This window comes from Idiomarina xiamenensis 10-D-4 (assembly GCF_000299895.1).
Lineage (GTDB): Bacteria > Pseudomonadota > Gammaproteobacteria > Enterobacterales > Alteromonadaceae > Idiomarina > Idiomarina xiamenensis.
In genome coordinates this window covers 112,234-137,756 of record NZ_AMRG01000009.1, presented here as the reverse complement: position 1 = coordinate 137,756, position 25,523 = coordinate 112,234, and the positions used below count along the sequence as shown (strand labels likewise).

Genomic DNA, 25,523 nt, shown 5'->3' with positions numbered 1-25,523 from the left:
AAGATATAGGTATCGCGAGCACCCTGCCCATCTTCGACAATAACTAGGTCGTCAGCGATGGTGTAACGGTACTCGGTGCGATTGCTGGCGCCACCAGCACGTACCTTCTTCTCGAAGGCTCCAGCAATATGCCGTTCGTACTCGACTTGTTGACCGTTGACCGTGGTTTCATCAAGCTGATAGTACAACGCTTCACCCGCGTACAGCAGCGTCGAACGATTACCGTTAGCGACTACCTTAGTCAGCTTGTCGTTACCGTTGTAAGTGAACTCACGCACCCCGTCAGACAACACATTACCGCTGGCGTCGTAGCTAAAATCACGGTCACCGTAGCTAGCCGCTGAACTGCTATTCAGTTGGCTGTAATTCGCCATTAGCGTGTTGAAACAGAATAAACACGGGGGCTCTACCGGACCCGGTTGCTCTATTGGCGGATCAAAGTCGTCGCCTGGATCGGGTTCAGGTTCGGGTTCTGGCTCCGGTTCAGGCTCAGGCTCTTCCTCGCACGGATTATAAGGTGGCATCCATGGCTCTTGAGCATCCATAGGAATGACTTTGTCGCATATCGGCGGCTTAGGATCGGGCTCGGGATCAGGGTCAGGTTCGGGCTCCGGTTCGGGCTCCGGTTCGGGTTCAGGTTGTGGCGCTCGAATGGCCACCAAAACGCGCGCGCGGTCATCGCTGTAAATATACTGCCCGACGCCGTCACGGCTAACGATATTGCCATAACCGTCATAGCGTTGCGCGCTATCAAAGCGGGCAACATTATCGCCCTCCTTAATGCTACCGCTGGATGACAGTAAGCGATTAATATCGTCGTATTGATAACTCTCGGTGACTTCGGTGGCGCCACTCACACGGCCAAAATAACTCATGCGGCTGGTCACGTTACCCAAACGGTCGTGGCCAATTTCGATGCTATTCAGCACACCATTACTGCCGCCAACTTTGGCCGAGGTCTGGCGTAGCCAGCCGAGGCTGTTGTAGGCGCGATTAGCTAGCTGACCGTTGGCATACTTGATTTGCGTAACCTGTCCCAAATCATTGGCGCTCATTAACGTCTTTAATACTGTGTTAGTTTCTACCCGAACGAGTTGGTGTAGATAGCCGACACTGTTGTATCGATATGCCACCGTAACGGCCTGATCACCCGCGTCCGGATAGCGCGTGCTGGCTAACCGGCCTGCGCTGTCAAAACGATAGTGCTCACTATAAAGCTGACCATACATACGCGTATGCTTAGCGCTTTTGCGGCCAGCGCTGTCGTATTCATAACGCACCTGATGCGATTTACCGCGAGTCGTATTACAGGCCAGATTTAAATTATTGTAGGTATTAACCGCAATTAAGCGGCCACGATTGTGGGCATTGGCGTCGTTGCCATACTCACGACAAACGGTCGCCCCGCGCGGACTATAGCGACGTACCAAACGGCCACCGGCGTCATAACTGAAGGTTTGGGTTTCACCGTGTGCGGTAGTCTGCGATACCAGCTCACCAAAAGCATTATAGCGGTAACGCCAGCGGCCTTTGACCGGATCGTCCATCGCCACTTTGTTGCCCCAAACGTCGTAACTGATCAGCTGCTCGGTTGGTTGTTCGGCAATAGCATAGTCAGGGTGATGATTATTCGGTGTTAAATCCCAAATCGGATTTTTCGGCGGATTGGTCCCGTAACCAGGGTCGACCACGCCTCCTCCTGCTCCGCTATCACCGTTGATACTGCCATCGACCTCGCTAGAGATTAAACGCCCCATGATGTCATAACTAAACTCGACGCGGTTGTTCATGGCATCTTGGGTTGCCGTCACGTCACCATAGCCATTGCGGTATTCGGTGCGGGTCTGTGACAGCGCATTAGTCGTTTTTACATAATTACTACCGTAGCTCACCTGGGTGCGCGCCGATTGGGCATCGGTGGTTTGCGTCAAGCGCCCTAAAACATCATAGCGATAACTGGTGGCCGCGCCATTAGCCGCACGCTCTACGCTGACCCGTCCTTGGTTGTCGTAATCGACCTCGGTAAAGCGCCAATTGCCATCAAAATGCTCTTTACCTTGCGCCACTTCTCGGCCCCAGCGATCGTGATAAATCACCACACGGGGCGAGCCACTATGACGTTGTTCGATTTTGCTATACGAGCCGTTACGGCAGTTCGCACAAAAAGTCCGCAGCGTCAGGCTATCAACGCCATCGGCAGCCTGGGATTTGATGGTGCGCCCAAACGCATCAAACCATTCTTGGCTGGTTTCGTTATTACTATTGATGGCGGTGATATGGTACACCGGCCCGCGAACGCTGTTCGCGCTTTGGCCGTTATAACGATATTGAGTTTGCAAACCCAGCGCATTTTCGCTCTGTGCTACATAGCGGCCGTTACTGCCATATTGAGTCTTGCTGAGACGTTGTTGGCTGCCCTGCCCCGGTCCGGCATTACCAACTTTGCTCATTTGAGTCTTCTGACCAAAAGCGTCATAGCTATAGGTGGTGGTCAAACGGTGATCGTCGTCGTCAGGCGCTAGCACCGTTTGCTTGAGCAAACCATTACTCTGGTAGCTGAAGGTCGACACGCGCAGGTAATGGTCACTACGATTGCTCTGTGAAAAGTCCACTTGGGTGCGACTTAAGCGACCATAACGGGCATCGCTGTAGCTGTTGGTCGTGTCAGTCTCACGAGCCACGCCAGATTTGTAGTCTTTTACCTTGGTCACCAAGCGAGTAACGTTGCCGTAACTGTCATAGCGCGTCTCGGTGGTGGTGTGCGTCGTCATCGAACTGCTCAAGTTGCTGGTCAGCGTGTAGCTACCATCAACGGCGGTATGGATATAGCCAAACTGACCACCGTGTTGGTCTGAGCGTGTGCGTAATATATGTGTTGCATATCGCAAACGTACGCCGCTAAGGTATTGGTCAGTGGCTAGCGGAAAACCATTGAGAACCGATCGCACCGGATCTTCGGACTGATAATAACGAGTTGTGGTTTTTATACCGGTCTGTTCATCGGTGGTAGTTAACGCCGAAAAACCTAAGCTACCCAGTCCTTCGGTGTTAAGTAGTAATCCTTCATATTGATAACTAACCGAACCGCGGGAGTTAGCCGTGATGTCGGTGCTAACCCGACTAACCAGCATTTGATGCGATCGCGGTGAAATCAGGCTCTCGCTCTCGTTAGCCTTTGGATTCGCGCCCAGATACACACTATCGTCCGTCATCGGCGCATACTCGATATCGGTCACCACACCGGTAGACGAAGTAAAACGATGAATACGGTTCTGCGGTTGCGACTGTCGATTGGCGTAAATGCGCCAACGGTCTTGATAATAAGTCATCACATCAAGACCTTCGTCGTCATTGAAATAGCCGACTATTGGCGGCGCGTTTGCTGAACGGGGGATGGTACCGTTGTATACCCAGTTCACTTCACCGTCATCACCTCGACGATTTAAATAAACCGACCAGTTATTTGCACTAGTCGGTAATAACACGTCAGCTCGGCCGTCCTGATTCAGATCGATAAACCAGGTGTCGCTGACAGATTGATTGGACGAAAGTGGTAATTCAACTTCAGCTTCAAACGCCTCACCATTAGACAGTTTATAGCGCCACTTGCCCCCATGATAGATAATAATATCGGTTAGGCCATCGCCGTTAATATCTCCCGAACGTATCAAACTGCTATCAATGTTAGCGGTGTAAAATGAAGCGGTCGTTGGACTCGTTAACGTTCCAGCCATACTGAAGAGGTTAAGTGTATCGGTTGACGTGGTCGTAAACGTGCCGCCCCATTCCTTGCAGGTAAAAGCATCGGCATGTGGCAAGGTACTGCCATTAGGCTTACGGCAAACCTGCTTATAGGTAGTCACTGGTATTAATATGTCAGAGCGACCATCACCATTAAAATCAACCAGCGATGAATGCAAAAAGTCCGGCATTTGGTTGTTATTAACAAACCGTGTTTCGCCGGCGCCGTTAAAACTGTGCAGAACAACCGTTTGAGTATAGTTGCCTTTGCCGTTATTCAGGTGCGCTTTTAATTGCTGATTTTCGATAAACGCAATATCAGGATAGGCATCGCCGTTAACATCAAGAATTCGGGCCTTACCGGCATAGCCGGTTTTCTCGACAAAAAGCGAGCGGTTTTCTTTTTGACGGTATAGTACCCAGTTTCGCTCACCCGGTACCAATAACCCCATACGGCCGTCGTTGTTGATATCTAGCGTTAATGCATAGCCGGGTTGGTCGACGCCAACGCTGCCGAGGGTAACGGTATCGTTAAAATCAGGGCCATAACTGACCCGCCATTGGCCACCAGAAACAAAGGCTAAATCGGTAACGCCATCACCGTTGTAATCCAGCGTTTTGACCGCACCGGGTGGTGATAAAGCACCCAGGGTGTCGACATGAGTTAAACGCCCATCTAAACCGTCAGTTTGCCAATTAAAGCGCACGGGTTTTTTACAGTCTTCGCGAGCATTCGAGGCATACGCGCATTCAGTCACCGAGGTCAAACGCTCGCCATGCGCATCGGCTGAGTCGGTATCATAACTCAAATACCAATTTGCACTCGCTTGGTCGTCAACGCTGACGCTGATGCGATTTAAGCGTTTATCACGCCCGACCGGGTATCCGGCGTAATAACCTTTGATGGGCTGTGCGATAGCACTGTAATGGAATTTAACGCTGATATAGTGAGCTAACGCATTGGGGCGATAGCCGCCGTATTGAATACCGATCAACTGCTGAGCGCCCAGCTCGCTGTTGCCACCGTACTCGTAGTCGATATGGTTACCGACACCGTCCTCAATCGAGCTCAGCAGCCAAGCACTGGCGACATTGCCGTTACTGACGCCACCAGGTTCAGCAAACGCGCGGTTACCACGAGTACTGCTAAGCACGCTGCTGGTATCGCCAAAATAAAGTGTGTCACGCGCCTGTGTGACAATTTTAAAATAGCGAGGTCCATTTGCTTGACTACCACCATGCGCAGTAATACGCCAGCCGGGCTGGTTAGTCACCGCATAACTGGAGCCCGAGGCACCATATTGCCCGGACACCAAGCGTAGGCGCTGGCCATTTAAGCAAAAGCGGTCGCTACTCGTGTAATTAACCGCATTGATGCGACCATCATGATAAGGCGTAGGCGGGCAACGATGGATGCGTTGCGTGCCGGATAGCGACCAACCGATGCCCATCACGCCAGCGGCGAGTTGATTACTGTTGTAGGACAGTGCGAGTTCCGGTCGCATCTCACCACGAGCCTGCGGCAAGTTGATGGGAATAGTAAAACTAGCATCGCCTTGTTCGGTCACCCGAAACTGGGTATCCACCGCACCCACCACTTCATTCGCCAGCACCACACCATTAACTTGGCTGGTCAACATCAGGCCGACCAATAACTGCATTACCAACCGCTTCATCCCTGCTCCCTCACCGCTACAACGACCCTGTTCAACTAATCAAAATGGTCAATTTATTTACTATTTTTTTACAATTATTCCTGAACATGAACGTAATTACAACCGGTGGCTTGGCTATAGTCAGCAGCGCTGAAGCGCGTTAAGCTATCAGCTTTAGTCGCTACAGCGGGTTGCTGTAAACTCAAATTAAGGACAGGGATGTGCGCAATTTACTAACAATTATCGCGTTACTTTTAATATTCTGCGGTTCAAGTCAGGCCGAGGTGTTATATAAAGTCACCGATAATGACCGCACCTATTGGCTGATGGGGACGCTGCATTTAGGTAAGCCCGATAGCCTGCAACTATCAGCAACGGCTCGGCAAGCTTTACGCGCCAGCGAACAGATATTGCTGGAAATGAGTCCTGAAGAACTGACCAACGGCCAAATGGCTATTTTGCAGGCTGGCAAGCGTGAACAAGGTCAGTTACAAGACCAACTGAGTGCCGAGCAGTGGCAAGCGTTAGTCAATTTGGCACAGCAATATCGCATTCCTGAAACCATGCTCAATCAGTTTGAGGCCTGGTTTGTGCAACTGGTGATCTTATCGCAAGCCGTGGCGCAAGAAGGCTATGCCAGTAACGGTGGCGTAGAGAGTCAAATCATCGCCTATGCACAGCAGCAGCAATTGCATATCGAGGGCTTAGAAACCGCCGAACAGCAAATTAGTGCGTTAACCCAAGCTCAACAACAAGCCGGCGAAAACGCATTGATCGAGCAGCTATTGCAAGAGGTGGGTCAACTAACCGAACAAGTAAACCAGCTTACCGATGCTTGGATTGCTGGCGATCTTAACCAAATTACGCAAATGGTCATGAACGAAATGGATGTCAGCACACGCGATGTATTGCTAACCGACCGTAATCGACGCTGGTTTGCTCACTTACAACAAAGCGATGACGAACAAATTTTTATTGCCGTCGGCTCAGCCCACTTGGGCGGCGAACATGGCTTACTTACGCTATTTAAGCAGGCGGGCGCGCACGTGGTCGACTTCTCGAATCGCGATATCGCAGCGCAAGCTGGTTCAGGTTAAAGGCGTTGTAATTGCTGCAGTAACCGGTCCAGCGCACGATAACTGATGGCCTCGGCGATGTGCTGACGCTGTACTATCGTGCTCTGCGCTAAGTCGGCGATGGTGCGTGCTAAACGCATTGTGCGGTGTACACCACGATGGGATAACTGCAGCTTATCCAACGCTTTGAATAGAAAGTCATGATCTTGCCTCGGTAGCTGGCAATGGCCGATTAGCGCCTGGCCCACTAGAGCGCTATTTAAACACCCTTGCCGTGCTAGTTGGCGCTGCCGAGCGTCTATAACTCGCTGCCGCCAGTCAGCGCTGGTTTCGCTTTGCCGCTCTGTTTCTGTACCTGGCTGATGCAATTGCAACTGCTGCTGCAGCGCTTGTTGCTGACGCGGTACCATGACCTGCATATCAATACGGTCAAGCAGCGGTCCCGACAGTTTGCCTAAATAGCGTAAAATCTGGTCGGGGCTGCTACGGCAGCTATTTAAATCACCGTCAAATTGCCCGCAAGGTGACGGATTAAGCGCACAGATTAACTGAAACTGTGCCGGAAAGCGGCTTTGTTGCGCGGCACGGCTGATAGACACGTAGCCGGATTGCAGCGGCTCTCGCAATGCATCCAGCACATGGCGTGAAAATTCGGGGGTTTCATCCAGCAACAACACACCGTGATGTGCCAACGATATTTCACCCGGCTGCAACGGTGTACCACCACCGACTAATGCCGCCGCCGAGCATGAGTGGTGCGGCGCACGCAGTTTACGGGTAAGCCAGTGCTGTGGTTTAAGCTGCGCCTCAGCGCCCGGCCGGATAGAATAAAGCGAAGCGACTTCTAACGCTTGTTGCTCGGTCAGCGCCGGTAATAAACCAAGCAGTCGTTGCGCCAACATAGTTTTACCGGTACCCGGTGGGCCCATTAACAACAGATGATGATTACCTGCTGCAGCCAGTAATAGCGCGCGCTTCGCTTGCGCTTGACCGACCACATCGGCGATATCACCGCAATCGGCAACGCCGCCGCTGACTGGCGCTTGGTGGGCCACCCTTGGCAGCGCTTGATGACCATGTAAATGTTCGAATAAGGTCGCTAAATTATCGGTGGCGACACAGTGTTGCTGTTGCAACAATTGCGCTTCGGCCAGGTTGCCACTGGCAATGACAGCATCACGCTGTTGCTCACGGCAAGCCAACAGTCCCGGCAAGATACCACGCACCGGCCGGAGTTCGCCATTTAAGCCTAACTCCGCATAAAATTCGGTATTTTCGACGCAATTTGGCGACAATTGTCCCGATGCCACTAAAATGCCGACAGCAATCGCCAAGTCATAGCGAGCGCCCTGTTTAGGTAAGTCGGCAGGCGCCAGATTCACAGTGATTTTAGTGCCTTGAGGAAATTCCAAACCTGCATTGAGCAACGCCGTGCGCACCCGGTCGCGCGCCTCGCGGACGCTGGCTTCCGGCATGCCGACAATAGCAAACGCGGGCATACCACGAGCCAAGTCAACTTCAACCATAATTGCCGGCGCTTGCACACCGACCAACGCACGGGTATGAATTCGAGCCAGAGCCACGGCTATCCATCTGGGTTACGTAATTGATGAATAAAGCTTAGCCGTAACAAGGCAACCTTGCTGTTAAGCGTTAGCTTCTATAAGCGTCCGTGATCAATGGCTCAAGCTTGACCTTCGAGCTGCTTCTCCATCAGCTGAAGCAAGGCCTGACTGAGTTGTTGCAATTCGGTTTGTAGTAAGCGGCGGCGCTGTTCACCGGCTTCACTATCGTCACTTTGCAATTTACGTAGTTCTTCTTTGATTTCTTCGATACGCTCTTTCAGTTTTTCGATGGCGGCTTCCAAGGGGTCGCTAGGCTGTTCGGCTTGCTTGGCTTGAGCTTGTTTGGATTTATCAAGGCCAATGCGGGATAGCGTGACGCGATCAGGCTGAGCAACCGCTTCAGCACCGCTGTTAACGCTGCTTGACGAGGTTGCCGCCGTGTTAGAGGCCGCCATTGCCGTTGCCAGTTGACTGTTATAAGCCAGACCAATTTTCATAAAACGCCGCCCAGAATAAACCTACACGGCTTGTTATCGGCCAGCTTGGCTGAAACTTTAGTCGCTAAACTGTTGCTCGTGAGCGAGTAACCAGCGTTTGCGTTCCAGCCCTCCGGCATAACCGGTCAACTGACCATCCTTGCCAATCACGCGATGGCAAGGAATCACAATGGCTACGCGGTTGGCGCCGTTAGCTCTGGCGACTGCACGCACCGCTTGCGCATTCCCCAAACGCTCAGCTTGCTGTTGGTAACTACGAGTCTGAGCATAGGGGATCTCAGTTAAGGTTTGCCAGACTCGGCGCTGGAACTCGGTGCCGGGGGTATCCAACGCTAGTTCAAAACGCTGCCGCTGTCCGGCAAAATATTCTCCCAGTTGTTGTTCAGCGGCTTCGGTATGGGTATTCTCGGCGGCCACCACGGTCGCTCCTAAGCGTCGTTGTAGTTCCGCCAACTCGGTTTCCAACGCTCGCCGTTCAACAAACTCCAGCAAACACACACCGCGCTCACTGGCACAAACGAACATTGGCCCTAATGGGGTAGTTAAACGCTTCATCACGATCATGCCGCGCTCCTGTTGCTGTGTAGCCGATGCGCCCGTGATCTGACGCAACATGTAATTAAAACCGCTGAGCGATTGGTAGCCACTGTCTAGTGCAGTATCTAACAGCGCCCGGCCTGACTTCAACTCGGTTAATGCGAGGTTGACCCGATACATACGCTGGAAGCTCTGAAAGGTCATCTGGTAGTGCTGTTGGAACCAGCGCCTTAAACTAGCGGGACTCAGCCCCCGTTGTCTCAGCTCGCTATCGCTGAGGCGCCGTTTCGGCTCAGCCTTAAGCAGCGCTAACGCCTGCCGCACCAACGCCGGTGCTGCACTGGCATTTTCCGTCGGGCAGCAAACTTTGCAGGGTCGATAGCCAGCATACAAAGCATCTTTAATAGTGCTATAAAAATCGACATTTTCTAGCTTGGGTTTGCGCGCACGACAACTCGCGATACAAAATATACCGGTGGTTTTAACGGCAACGACAAAGCTGCCGACATAGCTGGCATCACGCGCTAATAAAGCTTGGTAATAACGCGCTATGGTAGGTTGGTCGGTAATTTTCATTGGCTCGGCTGCGCTCACGACTCATACGCATACTGTAGTGAGCTTGGTGAACTCACCGCAACCGATATTTTAACAACTATTTTTTTCGCACTGGTGTTAACGTTTACACAGTGCTTTCACCGCAGCACGAGCGGCTTTTTCGGCATCTTTATTACCGCGTGCTTGTGCCTCGGCTAAATTGACCTGCGCATCACGACATTTTTCCGACCGACTTTGGCTCAATAAAGCCTCTTCTTCAGCCGAATAATCCTCTAAGCTAGCGCCCTGAATCTCCACTCGCTCAGGGCGATCCGCCTGCTCCATATCCGCTTCGCTTTGGCTATTTTCACTGCTAGAACCGGCACAAGCCGATAATAACAGCGCACACAACATGGCCGTACTTGTCCGCATTAACGTCCGCATTAACATATTGACTCCTTGTCGCTGAGCGACTTAGTAAACCGCCACCTCGTTAACGACCGTACTCAGCAAACTACCAATATTGCTCGACGGTAACATTGCCGGGTTTTCGGCGTAAATTTTTGGGTAATCCCAACTCATCCAATAATTTCCGCGTTTCCCGAATCATATCGGGATTGCCACAAATCATGACTTGCGAACGCGGATTCAAGTCGGTTTGACAAGCACGCTGTAGGTCACCACTTTTTATTAATTGTGGAATACGCCCACGTAATACGCCAGGCACATTTTCACGGCTAACAATAGGTTGATAATGAAACTGCTGCGGGTATTTTTCGCGCCAACTATTAATTAATGATTGATAAGCTAAATCGGCAGCAAAACGCACGGCATGTACGAGCACAATGCGTTTATAACGTTGCCAAGGTTCACTGGTAGCCAGCATCGACAAATAGGGTCCAATACCAGTGCCGGTAGCCAGCAGCCATAAACTATCGCCATCCGGTACTTCTTGCAGTGTAAAAAAACCCGTCGCTGGTTGACTTAATGCAACGCTGTCACCCGCTTTTAACTCGGCTAACGCGGTTGATAACTTACCCTGCGGCACACGGGTCACTAAAAAATCTAATACCGCATCGTCAGGCGCGTTACATAATGAATATGCGCGTTGCACACGTTGCTCATCAAGGGTTAAACCTAAGCGCACAAACTGCCCTGCGGTAAACTCGAAGCGAGGTGCCATGACACGCAGGCTAAACAAATCAGGATGCCACTGATAATTTTCGACCACCTGCCCTGTTAACCAATCTGCCATAGCGCCTCCTTTTTAATCATTGCAGATCATCTATTCGCTGATGATTCAATCAACTTAGTTATCCCATTGTGGCGCAAAATCGGGGTCGACGATACGCTCATTACGATTCAATTGATCAATAGCGACCATTTCGTCTTCGCTTAAGCTCAGTTGCTGAGCATCAAAGTTGCTACGTAAATGAGAGGTTTTGGTGGTTGAAGGAATCGCAATGATGCCCTTATGTAGTAACCACGCAATAGCAACCTGTGCAGCACTGGCATCATGGTCGACGGCTATACGCTTCAAGGTATCGTCTTCCATCACTTTGCCGACCGCCAACGGCATATAAGCGGTCACCTGAATATTTAACGACTTGCATGCTGCTTGCACCGCATCGTTTTGCATAAACGGATGCAACTCAACTTGATTAGTGAGGATATTGCCCGGACCAACAATTTGGTCGGCTTTGCGTAATAAATCGGTCGGAAAGTTGGACACACCGATGTGCTTAGTCAGACCCTGCGACTTAGCTTCCATCAAGGCTTCCATATAAGTTTCGAGGCGCACTTCGTTGTCGGGTGATGGCCAATGAATTAGACCTAAATCAACTTGGTCAACTTGTAAGTGGTCACAACTGCGCTTAAGACTATCGATTAACGGCTGGCGCTTGAGGTTTTCATGCCAAACCTTGGTCGTAACAAATAAGTTATCGCGCTTAATCGAGGTGTTAGCCAGCGCTTTACCGACGTCGGCCTCATTTTCATAAAATTGCGCAGTATCAATGTGACGGTAACCGATATCGATCGCTTGTTCGACGATATCGGTTATTTTTTGGCCTTTAATACGAAATGTACCTAACCCCAACTGCGGAATCATAAAACCTCCTGTTGCTATGATTTGGACTATCTCTTTAGCCTACGCAGCAACGGATGATTTCGTTCAGTGGTTTAGTTATCGGGGGCGCTCTTATCGGTAGTCTCGGCAACCGGCTTGGCTGCCGCTTCGCGTGCGGCCAGCGCCTGCTCTAGTTGTTCGACGCGCTGGCGTAAACGTAATAACATCTGCTGTTGCACGTCCATTTCTTCGCGCGTCACTAAATCAAGTTTTGCCAATTGCTGTTGCAGCACTTGCTTGACCCGGCTTTCGACATTACCAGCCATTTCTTTTACGCCAGCTGGAATGGCATCATTGATTTGCTTAGCAATTTCTTCGATTTTTTTGCCGTCGACCACAGTACATCTCCTTGCCTTGAGTGCAAATACGTAAGTTTCATTTAGCTTAGCAGGAGTTTGCGCTAAAATCGCCTGTCTTAACTCGCGCAGCAGTGCAAATGCCCCAACCATGGCTCCGTTACAGGTGACTTATGCAACTCAACCCCAGCCAAAATGATGCCGTGCATTATATTAGCGGGCCATTATTGGTGCTGGCCGGTGCCGGCAGTGGCAAAACTCGGGTGATCACCGAAAAAATCGCTTATTTAGTGCGCCATTGCGACTATCAAGCGCGCCATATTGCGGCGGTAACCTTTACCAACAAAGCCGCGCGCGAAATGAAAGAACGGGTTGCAAAAACCATGGGCCGCCAACAAGCCCGAGGCTTAACCGTGTGTACTTTTCACACACTGGGGTTAAACATTATTCGGCGAGAAGTGGCGCTGCTAGGCATGAAGCCCGGCTTTTCTTTGTTTGACGGGCAAGATGCACTGAGCCTGTTAAAAGCACTCACCGACGACCAGCTTGATGGCGATAAACAGCTGCTCAATAACCTGCAATGGGCGATCAGTAATTGGAAGAACGCCATGCTCTCGCCACAGCAGGCACAAGCGCAAGCCGACAACGACGACGAACGTTTTTTTGCCGATACTTATGCGCGCTATCAAAGCAATTTACAAGCCTGTAATGCGTTGGATTTTGACGATTTAATTTTACTGCCCACGCTGCTATTACGCGATAACGCCGATGTGCGCGAACGATGGCAACGCAAACTGCGTTACTTACTGGTCGACGAATATCAGGACACCAATACCAGCCAGTACCAATTAGTTAAGTTATTGGTCGGCGAACGCGCTCGTTTTACGGTGGTCGGCGATGATGACCAGTCGATTTATTCCTGGCGCGGCGCGCAACCAAAAAATCTGGCGCTGCTGCAAGAGGATTTTCCGGCGTTAAAGGTCATCAAATTAGAGCAAAACTATCGCTCACACGGCCGAATTTTGAAGGCGGCCAATATTTTGATAGACAACAACCCTCATGTTTTTCAGAAAAAGCTTTTTTCACAGTTGGAATATGGCGAGCCGTTACGGGTGATTTTTGGCCGTAATGAAGAACATGAAGCAGATCGGGTGGTGGCGGAAATTGTTAAACAACGCTTTTTAGCGCGTACTCCCTACCATGAATTTGCTGTGTTATATCGTGGTAATCATCAGTCGCGGGTGATTGAAAAAGCGCTAATGAATAACCGTATTCCCTACAAAATCACCGGTGGGCAATCGTTTTTTGCACGCGCAGAAATCAAAGACATCATGGCTTATCTGCGATTATTGGTAAACCCAACCGACGATACCGCCTTTTTACGCGTAGTTAATGTGCCACGCCGAGGTATCGGTCCGCAAACGGTGGAAACCATTGGCAACTTGGCGCAACAACATCGTTGCAGCCTTTTACAGGCCTGTGCGCTGCCACAGTTAGAGACTCGATTGGGCACACGAGCGCTGCAGGCGGTGCAACAATTTGAGCAATGGTTAAGCCAGCTGGCACGTGCCGCACACCACCCCGACGATACCATTGAGGTCATTCGCCAACTGCTGAAAGAGAGCCACTACGAGGATTGGCTGTTTGAAAGCAGTCCCAGTACCAAAGCCGCAGAGATGCGTATTAAAAATGTCAGCGAACTGTATAGCTGGATCAATGACATGATCAAGGGTAACGATGAGCGTGAGCCATTATCGTTAGAGCAAGCCGTTAGCCGTTTGAGTTTGCGCGATATGCTGTCACGCAACGAAAACGACGAAGTCCTCGATCAAGTACAGTTGATGACGCTGCACGCCTCGAAAGGTTTAGAGTTTCCTTTTGTGTTTATGATCGGTATGGAAGAAGGTTTGTTGCCGCATCAAACCAGTATTGATGAAGACGGCGTCGATGAAGAACGGCGCTTAGCTTACGTGGGCATTACCCGAGCGCAACAACGATTGATATTTACCCTGTCACGCGAACGGCGCCAATTTGGCGAGACTTATCGGCCCGAACCGAGCCGCTTTTTACATGAGCTGCCACAAGATGATTTGGTCTGGGAAGACAGCAAACAAAAACCCAATGAGGAACAAAAAGCGCAGCAACGAGCACAAGGATTATCGATGTTGCGTAACGCATTGAACAAAAAAGATAGCTAGTGCGGGAGCCGTCGACCCACTAAGCGCACGCCGACAAGTCATTGATTGGCGACTTTAAACGCCTGACTTCTCCTAACAAGTTACCCTGCCCCAAACGTACGCCTAAACTCTCCAGCAGAATACGTTGCTGATCACTCTCGATACCCTCGGCGTAAGTATCGATCTTTAATTCTTCGCATAGCTGTACGACGTTACGCACCATCGCTTGCGCTCGTTCGCTGTGCGTCAGTTGCGCGATAAATTGATTATCTAACTTAATGATATCGAACGGATAGTTGTATATGAATTGCAACGGTCCCGAACCACGGCCAAAATCGTCTAGCGCCAGCCCAACACCAAACTGGCTTAAATGGCGCATGCTCGATAACAAGCGACGGCCGTCTTGCAGCAATGAGGTTTCGTTAAACTCAAAGACTAGCTGTTTCGGGTCAATACCGTGCTCATCGATGATCAATTGTAGCTCGCGCACGTTAGCTGACTTTAGCAAGTGCCGGATCGACAAGTTAATGTGTAAACGTGGTGTACTAAGTTGCTTTTCTTGTCGAGTAAGTAAGTACTCACAACAACGACGTAAAACCCAGCGATCGATCTCCACCACAATGCCGGAGCGCTCGGCCAAATCTAAGAACCGTTCCGGCGCTAATTCCTCACCGTTGCGCTGCCAGCGGACCAAAGCCTCGTAACCCACGATGGTGTCTTCAAACAAGTTATAAATCGGCTGATGATGTAACACAAAGTCTTGATTAAACTGTGCCTGCCGTAATGCCGTTTCTTGATGAATCGATTCGACTAAGCCCTGATGAATGCTGTCATCAAACAACACAAAGCGGCCGCGACCAAGGTTTTTAGCCTGATACATAGCGGCGTCGGCATCGCGCAATAAGCGCTCGGCAGAATCGGTCTCGGATTGACACTCGGCAATACCAATACTGGCTCCCGAATAATGTTCATTACCGTCTAACACGAACGGCTGACGCATTTTATCAATCACCCGTGCGGCGACTTCCTTAGCATCCTCAATGTGGCCAATGGTATCGAGCAAAATCACAAACTCATCGCCACCTAAACGCGCCAGCATATCGTTATCGCGTACGCAATCGTGTAAGCGCTGACTGACCTCTAACAAAAATTGGTCGCCGGCCGAGTGGCCAAGCGTATCGTTGATGTTTTTAAAGCGGTCTAAATCGACAAACAGTACGGCAAAATTATGCTCGGGATGTCGTCTTTTGTGACTGACCGCTTGTTGCAAACGCTGGCTAAACAAGGCCCGGTTCGGTAAACCGGTTAAGGTGTCATGATGGGCATCGTGGAATAATTTCGCCTCAACCTTTTTACGGCGTTCGATTTCCGACACCAGTTCTTCGGTGCGTTCGGCGACTTTCTTCTCAAGAAAAACGTTCACCCGAGTAATTTCTTCGGCGGTTCGCTTACGTTCAATGGCAACGGCTACGTGCTGACTAACGAAGTTTAGCAGCTCCAAATCATCGTGCTGATAAAGAAACTCTTCGTCGTAACTTTGTACCGCCAACACCCCAAATACGTCGCCATCAAGCACTAACGGCGAACCCAACCATTGCTTTGCCATGCGCCCGTGTTCGGAACCTAAAATAATTTCGCCATCGCGCACCAACTGCGTGCGTTTCTCGTCGTCGATAAAGCAGGCTTTACCTTGGCGAATAACGTATTCGGTGAGCCCCTTACTCAAGCGTCGCCGCTGTGCATCGCCATCGACTTCGTCAACGTGATAGGGAAAATAAATGTATTTACGATCTTCGCTTTGCAGCGCGACATAAAAGTTTTCGGCATGCAATAGTTTGCCAATTTCGGCGTGCAAACTGGCGTAGAAACTGTGCATGTCTTCTGAGGTATTGGTCAGCTCTGATATGGCGAACAACACCGAGGTTTGTAACTCGGCTTTTTCGCGAACGGTAATTTCTTTCATCAGGCTTTCGTTGGCATGCCTTAATTCGGCGGTTTGATGCTCAATCTCTGCCTGCAGCATTTCGCGTTGCTTTAAGCGCTCTAGCGCATTGACGACGTGTTGCGATACGAAGGTCAGTAGCTCTTTATTGTTCTCATCATAACGCACTTGTTCGTCGTAACTCTGCACCACCATCGCGCCCAACACCGAGTCACCTGAAATCAGCGGCACGCCGAGCCAATAAACGTGTGAGGCACCATAACTTTCAACTTCACCGCGCGCGATCAGATCTTGGAAAATTTCGTTGGTACACAGCAAGGGTTCGCCGGTGCGTAAGACATAACCGGTGATACCGCGACTTAGCTGTTCCATCGGAATGTGCGAGAAAGCGTCCATTTCGTCATACTCGTCGACAAAATAAACGAAATTAACCCAGTCGCGTTGTTGGTCGTATAGGCAGATATAGAAATTCTTAGCCGCCATCAATTCACCAATGATGGCATGCACGGCCGAATAAAAGTCGCTCATATTGCGTACAGAAGCGGCTAACTCAGAAATGCGGAACAGTGCTTTTTGCACGACTTCCGCCTGACGGTATTTAACCGTCAGCTTCTTGAGCCGTTCAATTACCTTGCGCAAGTGCAAGGTATTATCGGCGGGGTAAACACTATCCTGTTTTTTCGACATGAATCTCCTGATTCAGCGGCCTGCGCCATACTTGTTAACTTTAAAATAGTTGTTAAATTTTAGTCAACGAAGTTGAGTATACCTCGCTCTGCAACGGTTTAAAAGCATACAATTTGCTATGAATAGCTACAAAAAAACCGCCATTCACGGCGGTTTTTACGTCAAATATTATAATCTGGATTAAACGCCTTCGGTCATAAACTCAATCGCGGCTTTAATTTCGTCTTCACTACAATCGCTACAAGTACCTTTTGGAGGCATCGCATTTAAGCCATTGAGAGCGTGCGATAACAACGTATCCATGCCTTGTTCGACACGTGGTCCCCAAGCGGCTGGATCGTTATGCTTAGGCGCACCTAACGCGCCAGTGCCATGACACGCCGAGCAAAAGGTATTATACACCTGCTCACCTGAACGAGGACCAGAAGCCGCTGCACTGGCCGCTTCCGCGCCAGCAATATGCACTTTGCCAACGGGCTTAATGCGCTCTGCGATGGCTTCGTCTGACATATCTTGTTGAATCATGGCAGCGCCTGCACTACCGATAAAAAAGGCTAAGGCAAACGCCGCTACGCGGCCAGTTGATAAGACTTTCAGCAATTTCACGAGTATCTCCTGCATAAAACTGGTGGTGTTGCACGCCCAGCGAGTAGCTGCGATTATAGCCACAATTAAGCAAAGGTTAAATACTTGCCGTCATTCTGATCGTTATCTGACCATCAAATCGCGTTAGCATCAGTCTTAATTTACTCATGTTAGTCCTCACTTTGGCCAAGGAACCGACGCTCCGATTATGTCAACTGCGCCACGAAAAATTGCCCTGCTCGACTTGGATGCCTTTTTTGCGGCCGCCGAGGTGCTGAAAGATCCAAGCTTGGCACAACGGCCTTTTGCGGTCGGTGGTGGTGGCATTCGAGGCGTCGTTGCGACCGCTAATTATCACGCTCGACAGTTTGGTGTGCGCAGCGCAATGCCGGGCAGCCAAGCCCGCAAACTCTGCCCCCAGCTACATTTTGTTAAACCCGATATGGCCTTTTATAAATCATTATCGGAGCAGGTTTATGGCATTTTGCAACAAGTTACCGATCGCATTGAACCGGCCTCGATTGATGAATTTTATTTAGATTTGACCGACAACACGCTGTTTAGAGGTAGCGCCAGCCTCACCATGGCCGCCATCCGTGAGCAAATTAGAGCGATCGGAGTTCCCGGTTCGGCGGGCATTTCTAATCAAAAAATGGTCGCTAAAATCGCTAGCGAAGAAAACAAACCGGACGGCCAGTTTCTAGTCGAGCCGGATGCCGTGTATGACTACATTGGCGCGTTGCCGTTAAAGAAAATTCCCGGCGTAGGCCCGAAAAGCTTGGAGCGACTGCAACAGCATGGCTTATACGAGGGGCGCGATATACAGCGTATCGAACTGTTGCAACTACAGCAAATACTAGGCGATAAAGCGGGTTATGTATTACATGAGCGTTGCGCCGGGCACGATCCGCGTCAAGTCATTACCGAACGTGTTCGTAAAAGCGTGGGGGTTGAAGAAACCTTGTCGGCAGATATGCACCAGCTGGCAAATGCATTACGTTTTTTAGAGGACTTCCTATTACCAAAGCTACGCCAACGCTTACGCGTCGACCGCTGGCAGCAAGCGCAAATTAAAACCCAAACGGTAAAATTGAAGTTTGCCGATTTTACTCAAACCACGGTTTCTAAATCGGCTAAACAGGTATCACCCAGTCGCTTTTTTAGTTTGTTAGAAGAGGCCTGGCAACGCGGGCAAGGCAAAGGGGTCAGACTCATTGGTATTTCTGTAGCCTTGCCCGACCCCGATGATGACCGACAGCTTGAGCTAGATTTAGAATAATCTTAGGCTCAAGCTGCGCTTTAAGCGACCTAGTCGGCTTTAACGTTAACGGTGATTTTTTTGCTGACCAGCGCTGGGTCATGAGGAATATGGAAGCGATCACCCAAAATTAACTGTAGCGTGTGTTGACCCGGCTCTAAGGTGACTGTCGTTTCGGTTTGTCCACCACCAAAGTGAATAATATCGCCACCCATCGGTTGGTCCATCGGCGGCAATTCTTGTTGATCAATCAATAAGTGATGATGACCCGTATTTTTCACATCCACACCAGCCGGCGCGACACCCATGCCACTCAAACCGAAGCGAATCGTAAAGGTCGCAGGTACCGTGTCACCGTCTTGCGGAGAAATAATGTAAACCTTTGCGTCCTCGGCAGAAGCCGTACGCTGTTGTTGCGCGTGCACCGCAGTAGGGATTGTTAATGCCAATGCGGCTACCGTCAAAATTGTTTTTAACATCATTTTTTCCTTGTTGTCATTAATACCATGGGCGGTAAATACCGTGCTCATAGCATAGCAGTTTTCCCGCCCCGACCACTATTAAGAAACTTTAAAACGACTGACCAAACGCTCTAACCGCTCACATTCGTTACGTAATGTGTGACAAGCATCGCGGGTTTGTTGCAAGTTCTGTATACCCCGTTGATTGTCCTCACTGATCGCCAAAATATCTTCGTCTAAACTCTTAATCACCGTATTTTGCTGCTCCGTGGCAGCGGCTACCGAATGATTAACCGCATCAATTTCGGCGATAGCGTCATCTACCGAACGCATTTGCTCACCCGAACTATGAGCCGCAGCCACGCATTGTTCACTGATGTTTTGACTTTCATTAATGACAGTTACCACGGTTTTGGTGCCATCTTGCAATTTATCGATCATCGTTTCGATTTCACCCGCCGATTGCTGCGTGCGTTGCGCTAGCCCTCGGACTTCATCGGCAACCACGGCAAAGCCACGACCCGCCTCGCCGGCACGCGCCGCCTCAATGGCAGCATTGAGCGCTAACAAATTGGTTTGTTCTGAAACACCCTTAATAACTTCCAGAATTTGTTCAATATTGCGGGTGTTTTCATTTAACTCGGCAATGGCCTCGCTGGAACGCTGCATTTGTGCCGATAAACGATTAATAGCGTCAATGTTGCCACTCAAACTATGGCGGCTTTGTTTAGCATGTTCGGCAGCTTGTGTGGCTTGCTGTGAAGCATTGGCGGCGTTACCGGCTATTTCTTGCGAACTGACGTTTAATTGATTAACGGCAGTGGCAACATTATTGGTTCGGGCACCCTGCTGGTCATACATCGACAAGGTTTGATCCGACAATGACACCATACTATTGACGTTACTATCGACCTGTCGGGCCGCTTTCGCAACATCACCGATGGCTTGTTGAATTTTGGCAATAAAACGGTTCACTTGCGCCGATAACTGCCCGAATTCATCGTCGCTTTCTACGGGTAAACGTTGGGTTAAATCACCCTCGCCGGAAGCGAGATCGGTGACCGCATGCGTCAAGCGTTGCAGCGGTTTCAGTAACGACCGCAATAATACGCTGAACAACACAATCACCACCACCACGCCCAGCCCCATGAAAAGCAGCGCCATCCAACCAAATTCTGCCACGCGCGCGAACGCTTTCTGCTCGGAGACCGCCACGGCTAAATGCCAGTTAACGCCAGCAATACCTTTTACCGGCACAAACGACACCAAATAATCGTCACCGTCGATCACGTAGGAGGTAAATGCCGAAGCGATGTCGGCTTGTTGTCCGAGATGCTGAGTGATGGACTTATCCACTAACTGAGCGTTAGGGTGACTTAAAATCTTGCCATCGGCGTTCACTAAAAAGGCGTAACCCAACCCCATAAAATCGATATTTTTGACAATAGCGGCGATGTTATCCAACATGATGTCGCCACCGACCACACCATTTAATCGTTGTTGCTGATAAACCGGTAATACCGCGGAAATGGTTAATTCATTCGTGGTCACATCGACATAAGGTTCGGTAAACGTGGCGCTACCCTGACTCGCCGCTAACTGATACCAAGGCCGCTGACGGGCGTCGTAATCAGCCGGTAAATCAATGCTTGGGTCGTCAAGAATGAATGTGCCGTCGGGCAAACCCACATAAACATTCTTAAACTCACCAGCCAATTTTGATTGCTGCACGCGCTGTAAAATTTGTGCTTGCGGCCCGTCCATATCGACCACTTTGGCGGTAGCGTCGATAATAGCCATTTTAGCATTGAGCCAATCGGCGATATTTTGCGACACCGACTCCGATAAAGCCTGTAGTTGTTTGCGTAAATCTTGTTGCACCTGACTACGCATCTGCAAAAAATTGCTCAACGTAAAAGCGCCCAACACCAGCACCACTACCAACGACGCAGCCAGCATGACCTTGTGAGTAAACCGTAACGAACGCAGCATGTTGATGCCTTCCTCCAAGCGAAACATCGCTATCTATTGCCTGCGTTATTCATCGGCTAAAACGGCATTTTCTTAAACGCTTTGCGCATTTTCGATAGGCTTGCAGCCTTTCCGGAACCCTTACAAGGTTGTGCTATGGCGCTTTAAGAAAAAGAACACGCCATCCCAAGGCGTGATCAAGGTATCTTCATCGACTACTAATAAATGACTACCCGCAGCAAAATCATCACATTGCACAATCACTTCTTTAACCGGAGTCGATAAACGAAATACGCTGGGATCAACACGGAAGTCTTGTAAGAACGTGCGGGCGTCTATTTCGCCTTGATGATATTTTGGAGAACGACAACGCTGATCGCGGAATTGCGCAATATCGCTGCTATAAACCAACTTTTCGCCAATCCATTGCTTTGCCGTTTCTGCGGACATGGCACTGATGCCCGGTTGGGTAAAGTCGACAATTTGCCATTCGCCAACGATGACGTTATCGCTAGCGGCACTGGCGTCGCTTTCGTTATCCGAACAAGCACTCAACAGCAGCGTGCTGAACACGGTTGCCAATGCGGTGATTCTTACTAAGTTTTTCATTCGGCTATCCTTTTATTTTGTTGTTAAGCTGCGCGCCATAAAGCGAGCAGCAACACTAGCCAGTTCTCTCATAACACGTCATGCTTATCTGCTGGTTCGCAGCACTCAATCAGCCGACCTGAATATCCATTTTGGGATAACGTACGTGGCGTTTTTGCGGTGTTGCTAAAAAATAAGCCAAGGTTACCGCACCAATCCGCCCGCTGAACATTAATAGCATAATGACACATTGACTAGCCGCCGATAAGTCGCCGGTCAGACCGCGTGATAAACCCACAGTCCCCAACGCCGATACCACCTCAAACACCACGTCGATAAAATCGGCACGCTCCAGCACCGCCAACGCGAACACCCCAATGAACGCTAACATCACCATGATCATCGATACCGCTAAGGCCTTGACCACCATCTCTGGCGGCACCGTACGTCGTAATAAGGTAACGTGCTCACGACGCCTTAAAAAGGCGTAGGTAGCCACCATCAATACAATAAAGGTTCCTAACTTAATACCACCAGCAGTACTCATTGAGCCGCCACCGATAAACATCAGAAAGATGGTTAATAATGAGCTAGCCTCGGTTAAGGCGCTAGTATCCAGCGTATTAAAACCGGCAGTACGCGGCGTAACCGCTTGAAACCAAGCGCCCATGATTTGCGTACTCCACGGCTTACCGGCCAAGGTCGCTGGGTTATTTGACTCCAGTAACCACATCAACACAAACGCAACCAGATTCACAATCAACGTCGTTAAGATAATAGCTTTGGTGTAAACACTGAGTTTTGACCAGCGGCGATTATCATAAATGTCCAGCAACACGACAAAACCTAAACCGCCGACGATAAACAGCCCGGTAATAATTAGGTTTACCGGAATATGTCCGACATAAGCCATTAGGCTGTCGCTCGATAACGCAAAACCGGCGTTGTTAAAAGCCGAAATAACGTAAAAGAAACCGTTGAAAGCGGCCTGCCCCAAGCCTTGTTCGGGCCACCAAACCAGCGTTAATAAAACGAAACCGATCAGCTCAATGGTAAAGGCAAACAGCAAAACCCCTTTAGCAATCCGCCCCACTTGCGCCAAACTGGTTTGGTTGAACGCCTCTTGCGCCATCACTTGACCACGCACCCCTAAACGCCCCGCCAGACTTAACGCCGCAACCACGGCAAAGGTCATAAAACCTAAGCCGCCAGCTTGAATCAGCATGGCAATAATAACTTGTCCGGCATGAGTAAATTGGGTGCCGGTATCAACCACCACCAAGCCGGTCACGGTGACCGCCGAAGTAGCGGTAAAGAGAGCCTGCAACCAGTCAATGGGGGTGACGGTAGCGAAGGGTAGCTTGAGTAACAGCGTGCCTAACAAAATTAAGCATGCAAAGCCGCCAGCCAATACGATAGGCGGACTGGCGTTAATCACCGAGCGGCTGCGACGTGGATGAATACGATACAGATTACGAACGTTTGGACGCCAATTCTTCATCGCGACTTAAGCCAAATGCGGAGCTAAATTTTTTAGTGCTTTTAAGTTACCACTGAGCACCAACGTGTCTTTTTCTTCCAACAACATATCATTGGGCACCGGCGCGTGGATTTCGTCACGCCGCTTAACCAGCAAAGCGTTAACCGAGGTATCCTTTTGCCCCTTTTTTAGTAGCTCAGAAAGCTTTTGCCCGGCAACCTGCTCGGTGACTTCGACCTCAACCACATAAATGTTATGCCCTAACGAAATATACTCTCGCACCATCGGATAATTAAGCGCTTGTGCCACCCGGATCCCCATTTCCTCCTCCGGATGGATAATACGTTTTACACCCAATTTGGAGAGGATCACATGGTGCGCTTTAGAAGTGGCCTTAGCCCAGATTTCTTCGACACCAATACCCTTTAAATGCAGGACACACATTAAACTGGCCTCAAGATCTTCGCCGATTGATACCAGCACCGCATCACAGTCAGCCAAGTTCAGTTCTTTCAACGCTCGTTCGTCGGTTACGTCAGCGATGGCCGAGTGCGTTAAATCATCGGCCAGCGCATCAACCGCTTTTGCATCGCTATCGACGCCAATCACCGCGTGGCCTAAGTTAAGAAGCTCCAAACAAGTACGCGCGCCAAAGCGCCCTAATCCGATCACTGCAAACTGCGCCATGCTGTTGCTATGCCTCTGCTGTTGGTTGTTGTGCCACGACCACGCGGTCGCGTCCCGCTTGTTTAGCCTGATATAGCGAACGGTCGGCTCGCCCTAACCAGTGTTGCCAAGTATCGCTGGCGACAACGCTAGCAACACCGGCACTGGCTGTCATACGTATTTCACCGCTATCCAGTTTATAGGGTTGTTGTCTTATCTGTTGTAATAATGTCTGCGCTAACTGTTCAGCCTGAGACGGTGACAGATGTGGCACCACCACCATAAACTCTTCGCCGCCAACCCGAAACAGCGTGGCGTGATCGTCTAATCCTTGCTGAAGACAACGCGCTACCTGCTTTAACACGCGGTCGCCATTTAAGTGTCCGTGTTTATCGTTAACCGGTTTGAACCAATCCAAATCAAGCATGATCATTGCCGCTTGTTGCTGCTGCCGCTGTTGCGCATCGATGGCATGGTCTAACACCGTAATGACCCGATGCCGATTAAAACAACCGGTAAGCGGGTCGGTTTCTATCAATTGCGCCATGCGCTGTTGCATACGCTCTAACATGACTGTCAGCGTTATCACAATGGCCAACAACGCTAGCAACGATAAAATACCGCGCCACGCGAACGGCCAAGGCAGACTAAAGTAGCAGGCCAGCGAGGCTAACACGGCAAAGCCGACACCAAAGATCACCGCAGGTCGCGCAGGCAATAAAAACACGATGGAAGCCAGCACCGGATAGGCCCAAAACAACCCGTCCATACCGTTAATGGCAATTGAGTAGGTGATGGAACCGGCTAACAGAATGACAAAAATGATTTGTGTGCTTAGCTGTAACTGCCGTTCCCTGCCGCGCACAACAATAGCCAGCAAAAAAGCACCAATCAGCCCCAGCAATACCACCATCAGCCAGTGTGAAGAAAGCCACTGCGCGGCTAATAGCGGTAGTACTAGAAGTACCGCACCGATATAAATATTGTAAGCAACGCGCTGCTTAAACTGCGCAATCACATGATCAGCAGAGTCAGTTTGTATTCGGATTAATTTGTCTGCCACCATAGCCGGTTGTTCCGCCCGTTTTTTATTGTTTTGGAGTCGAGCTACTGACAAAAATAGCACTTAATTCAGACGACCGTCGTAGTATGTGCTAAATATTAACTGAGTTATAGTCAATCACGACTGACATTAGGGAAAATATAATGAACGTTGATAAGCTCGAGCGCCTATACGAATTAAAAGAAAAAGGTGCCATTACTGCAGAAGAATTTGAACGAGAAAAGGCCAAGCTACTCAACGAACCGGCGTTAGCCGGAGTTGACCTGCAAGACGTCAAACAATACGCCATGCTGATGCATTTTGCGCAGTTTCTGGGCTTCATCATTCCCGTATTGGGCTGGTTGGCGCCGTTGGTGATGTGGCTGTCGCGCAGCGAAAATGATTACATCGATCAGAATGGTCGAGTCATTTTTAACTGGATCATTAGCGCCTTGATTTACGCGTGTATTTTCACCACCCTGATTTTGATTGCGATCGGCATACCATTATTGGTCGCACTCTTTATTTGCTCGGTGATTTTCACCATTTTAGGTGCATTACGTGCAAAAGACGGCGAAATCAAAAATTATCCACTCACTATCAAGTTCTTGGCGGTGCGTGAATCGAACTAGGGCTA

General features: G+C 49.9%; 20 protein-coding genes. 4 read left to right on the top strand and 16 right to left on the bottom strand.

Annotated features, from left to right (window positions below; genetic code table 11):
- On the bottom strand, positions 1–5,417 hold a 5,417-nt coding region (locus tag A10D4_RS08470; RefSeq protein ID WP_008488959.1), incomplete at its 3' end, for an FG-GAP-like repeat-containing protein.
- A gap of 200 nt (positions 5,418–5,617) precedes the next feature.
- Here A10D4_RS08470 and A10D4_RS08465 point away from each other — a divergent pair.
- Positions 5,618–6,493 (top strand): TraB/GumN family protein, encoded by an 876-nt coding sequence (locus tag A10D4_RS08465; protein ID WP_008488958.1) that lies wholly within the window; start codon positions 5,618–5,620, stop codon positions 6,491–6,493.
- Here A10D4_RS08465 and A10D4_RS08460 read toward each other — a convergent pair.
- The 7 genes from A10D4_RS08460 to ubiK all read right to left on the bottom strand — a co-directional run bounded on the left by A10D4_RS08460 (position 6,490) and on the right by ubiK (position 12,071).
- Positions 6,490–8,055, bottom strand: coding sequence for a YifB family Mg chelatase-like AAA ATPase (locus A10D4_RS08460; protein ID WP_008488956.1), 1,566 nt, complete (start codon positions 8,053–8,055; stop codon positions 6,490–6,492). The genes A10D4_RS08465 and A10D4_RS08460 overlap by 4 nt on opposite strands.
- A 101-nt stretch (positions 8,056–8,156) precedes the next feature.
- A complete protein-coding gene (locus A10D4_RS13670) occupies positions 8,157–8,534 on the bottom strand; it encodes a hypothetical protein (RefSeq protein WP_008488955.1) in 378 nt (125 codons plus the stop codon).
- A 57-nt stretch (positions 8,535–8,591) separates the two neighbouring features.
- Entirely contained in the window at positions 8,592–9,647 is a 1,056-nt protein-coding gene (locus A10D4_RS08450) for a bifunctional transcriptional activator/DNA repair enzyme AdaA (RefSeq protein ID WP_008488954.1), read from the bottom strand.
- Between the two features lie 96 nt (positions 9,648–9,743).
- On the bottom strand, positions 9,744–10,055 hold the full coding sequence (locus A10D4_RS08445) for a hypothetical protein (RefSeq protein ID WP_008488953.1): 312 nt from the start codon (positions 10,053–10,055) through the stop codon (positions 9,744–9,746).
- A gap of 64 nt (positions 10,056–10,119) precedes the next feature.
- Positions 10,120–10,860, bottom strand: a complete 741-nt coding sequence (locus tag A10D4_RS08440) for a ferredoxin--NADP reductase (protein ID WP_008488952.1) — start codon at positions 10,858–10,860, stop codon at positions 10,120–10,122.
- A gap of 54 nt (positions 10,861–10,914) precedes the next feature.
- Positions 10,915–11,715 (bottom strand): 2,5-didehydrogluconate reductase DkgB, encoded by an 801-nt coding sequence (gene dkgB, locus A10D4_RS08435; protein WP_008488950.1) that lies wholly within the window; start codon positions 11,713–11,715, stop codon positions 10,915–10,917.
- Between the two features lie 71 nt (positions 11,716–11,786).
- Positions 11,787–12,071 (bottom strand): ubiquinone biosynthesis accessory factor UbiK, encoded by a 285-nt coding sequence (ubiK, locus tag A10D4_RS08430; protein WP_008488949.1) that lies wholly within the window; start codon positions 12,069–12,071, stop codon positions 11,787–11,789.
- Positions 12,072–12,202: 131 nt separating this feature from the next.
- Between ubiK and rep the strand changes: the two genes are divergently transcribed.
- A complete protein-coding gene (gene rep, locus A10D4_RS08425; RefSeq protein ID WP_008488948.1) occupies positions 12,203–14,227 on the top strand; it encodes a DNA helicase Rep in 2,025 nt (674 codons plus the stop codon).
- 19 nt (positions 14,228–14,246) lie between these two features.
- Here rep and A10D4_RS08420 read toward each other — a convergent pair whose 3' ends face one another.
- Both A10D4_RS08420 and A10D4_RS08415 read right to left on the bottom strand, forming a co-directional pair.
- Positions 14,247–16,835, bottom strand: a complete 2,589-nt coding sequence (locus A10D4_RS08420) for an EAL domain-containing protein (RefSeq protein ID WP_008488947.1) — start codon at positions 16,833–16,835, stop codon at positions 14,247–14,249.
- A 180-nt stretch (positions 16,836–17,015) separates the two neighbouring features.
- Complete coding sequence (locus A10D4_RS08415; protein ID WP_008488946.1) at positions 17,016–17,441, bottom strand: c-type cytochrome; 426 nt, start codon at positions 17,439–17,441, stop codon at positions 17,016–17,018.
- 187 nt (positions 17,442–17,628) lie between these two features.
- On the opposite strand from A10D4_RS08415, the gene dinB reads away from it, so the two are divergent.
- Positions 17,629–18,699 carry a DNA polymerase IV gene (gene dinB, locus A10D4_RS08410; protein ID WP_008488945.1) on the top strand — a complete coding sequence of 357 codons (1,071 nt, stop codon included), beginning with the start codon at positions 17,629–17,631 and terminating at the stop codon, positions 18,697–18,699.
- Between the two features lie 29 nt (positions 18,700–18,728).
- On the opposite strand, the gene A10D4_RS08405 is transcribed toward dinB, so the two are convergent.
- The 6 genes from A10D4_RS08405 to A10D4_RS08380 all read right to left on the bottom strand — a co-directional run bounded on the left by A10D4_RS08405 (position 18,729) and on the right by A10D4_RS08380 (position 24,910).
- A complete protein-coding gene (locus tag A10D4_RS08405) occupies positions 18,729–19,157 on the bottom strand; it encodes a DUF4399 domain-containing protein (protein ID WP_040502791.1) in 429 nt (142 codons plus the stop codon).
- 81 nt (positions 19,158–19,238) lie between these two features.
- Positions 19,239–21,131 carry a methyl-accepting chemotaxis protein gene (locus A10D4_RS08400; protein WP_008488943.1) on the bottom strand — a complete coding sequence of 631 codons (1,893 nt, stop codon included), beginning with the start codon at positions 21,129–21,131 and terminating at the stop codon, positions 19,239–19,241.
- Positions 21,132–21,251: 120 nt separating this feature from the next.
- On the bottom strand, positions 21,252–21,719 hold the full coding sequence (locus A10D4_RS08395) for a hypothetical protein (protein ID WP_008488942.1): 468 nt from the start codon (positions 21,717–21,719) through the stop codon (positions 21,252–21,254).
- A gap of 109 nt (positions 21,720–21,828) precedes the next feature.
- The gene (locus A10D4_RS08390) at positions 21,829–23,199 is read right to left on the bottom strand and encodes a TrkH family potassium uptake protein (RefSeq protein ID WP_008488941.1); all 1,371 of its coding nucleotides are present in this window, start codon (positions 23,197–23,199) and stop codon (positions 21,829–21,831) included.
- A 6-nt stretch (positions 23,200–23,205) separates the two neighbouring features.
- A complete protein-coding gene (locus tag A10D4_RS08385; protein ID WP_008488940.1) occupies positions 23,206–23,865 on the bottom strand; it encodes a potassium channel family protein in 660 nt (219 codons plus the stop codon).
- 7 nt (positions 23,866–23,872) lie between these two features.
- The gene (locus tag A10D4_RS08380) at positions 23,873–24,910 is read right to left on the bottom strand and encodes a GGDEF domain-containing protein (protein WP_008488939.1); all 1,038 of its coding nucleotides are present in this window, start codon (positions 24,908–24,910) and stop codon (positions 23,873–23,875) included.
- Positions 24,911–25,050: 140 nt separating this feature from the next.
- Between A10D4_RS08380 and A10D4_RS08375 the strand changes: the two genes are divergently transcribed.
- Positions 25,051–25,518, top strand: a complete 468-nt coding sequence (locus A10D4_RS08375) for a magnetosome magnetite crystal formation protein family (protein WP_008488938.1) — start codon at positions 25,051–25,053, stop codon at positions 25,516–25,518.
- The last annotated feature ends 5 nt before the right edge of the window (positions 25,519–25,523 follow it).

Coding starts and splice junctions, on each gene's coding strand:
- A10D4_RS13670 (WP_008488955.1), bottom strand. CDS start 8,534: ATGAAAATTGGTCTGGCTTATAACAGTCAACTGGCAACGGCAATGGCG.
- A10D4_RS08450 (WP_008488954.1), bottom strand. CDS start 9,647: ATGAAAATTACCGACCAACCTACCATAGCGCGTTATTACCAAGCTTTA.
- A10D4_RS08445 (WP_008488953.1), bottom strand. CDS start 10,055: ATGTTAATGCGGACGTTAATGCGGACAAGTACGGCCATGTTGTGTGCG.
- A10D4_RS08440 (WP_008488952.1), bottom strand. CDS start 10,860: ATGGCAGATTGGTTAACAGGGCAGGTGGTCGAAAATTATCAGTGGCAT.
- dkgB (WP_008488950.1), bottom strand. CDS start 11,715: ATGATTCCGCAGTTGGGGTTAGGTACATTTCGTATTAAAGGCCAAAAA.
- rep (WP_008488948.1), top strand. CDS start 12,203: ATGCAACTCAACCCCAGCCAAAATGATGCCGTGCATTATATTAGCGGG.
- A10D4_RS08420 (WP_008488947.1), bottom strand. CDS start 16,835: ATGTCGAAAAAACAGGATAGTGTTTACCCCGCCGATAATACCTTGCAC.
- dinB (WP_008488945.1), top strand. CDS start 17,629: ATGTCAACTGCGCCACGAAAAATTGCCCTGCTCGACTTGGATGCCTTT.
- A10D4_RS08405 (WP_040502791.1), bottom strand. CDS start 19,157: ATGTTAAAAACAATTTTGACGGTAGCCGCATTGGCATTAACAATCCCT.
- A10D4_RS08400 (WP_008488943.1), bottom strand. CDS start 21,131: ATGCTGCGTTCGTTACGGTTTACTCACAAGGTCATGCTGGCTGCGTCG.
- A10D4_RS08395 (WP_008488942.1), bottom strand. CDS start 21,719: ATGAAAAACTTAGTAAGAATCACCGCATTGGCAACCGTGTTCAGCACG.
- A10D4_RS08390 (WP_008488941.1), bottom strand. CDS start 23,199: ATGAAGAATTGGCGTCCAAACGTTCGTAATCTGTATCGTATTCATCCA.
- A10D4_RS08385 (WP_008488940.1), bottom strand. CDS start 23,865: ATGGCGCAGTTTGCAGTGATCGGATTAGGGCGCTTTGGCGCGCGTACT.
- A10D4_RS08380 (WP_008488939.1), bottom strand. CDS start 24,910: ATGGTGGCAGACAAATTAATCCGAATACAAACTGACTCTGCTGATCAT.
- A10D4_RS08375 (WP_008488938.1), top strand. CDS start 25,051: ATGAACGTTGATAAGCTCGAGCGCCTATACGAATTAAAAGAAAAAGGT.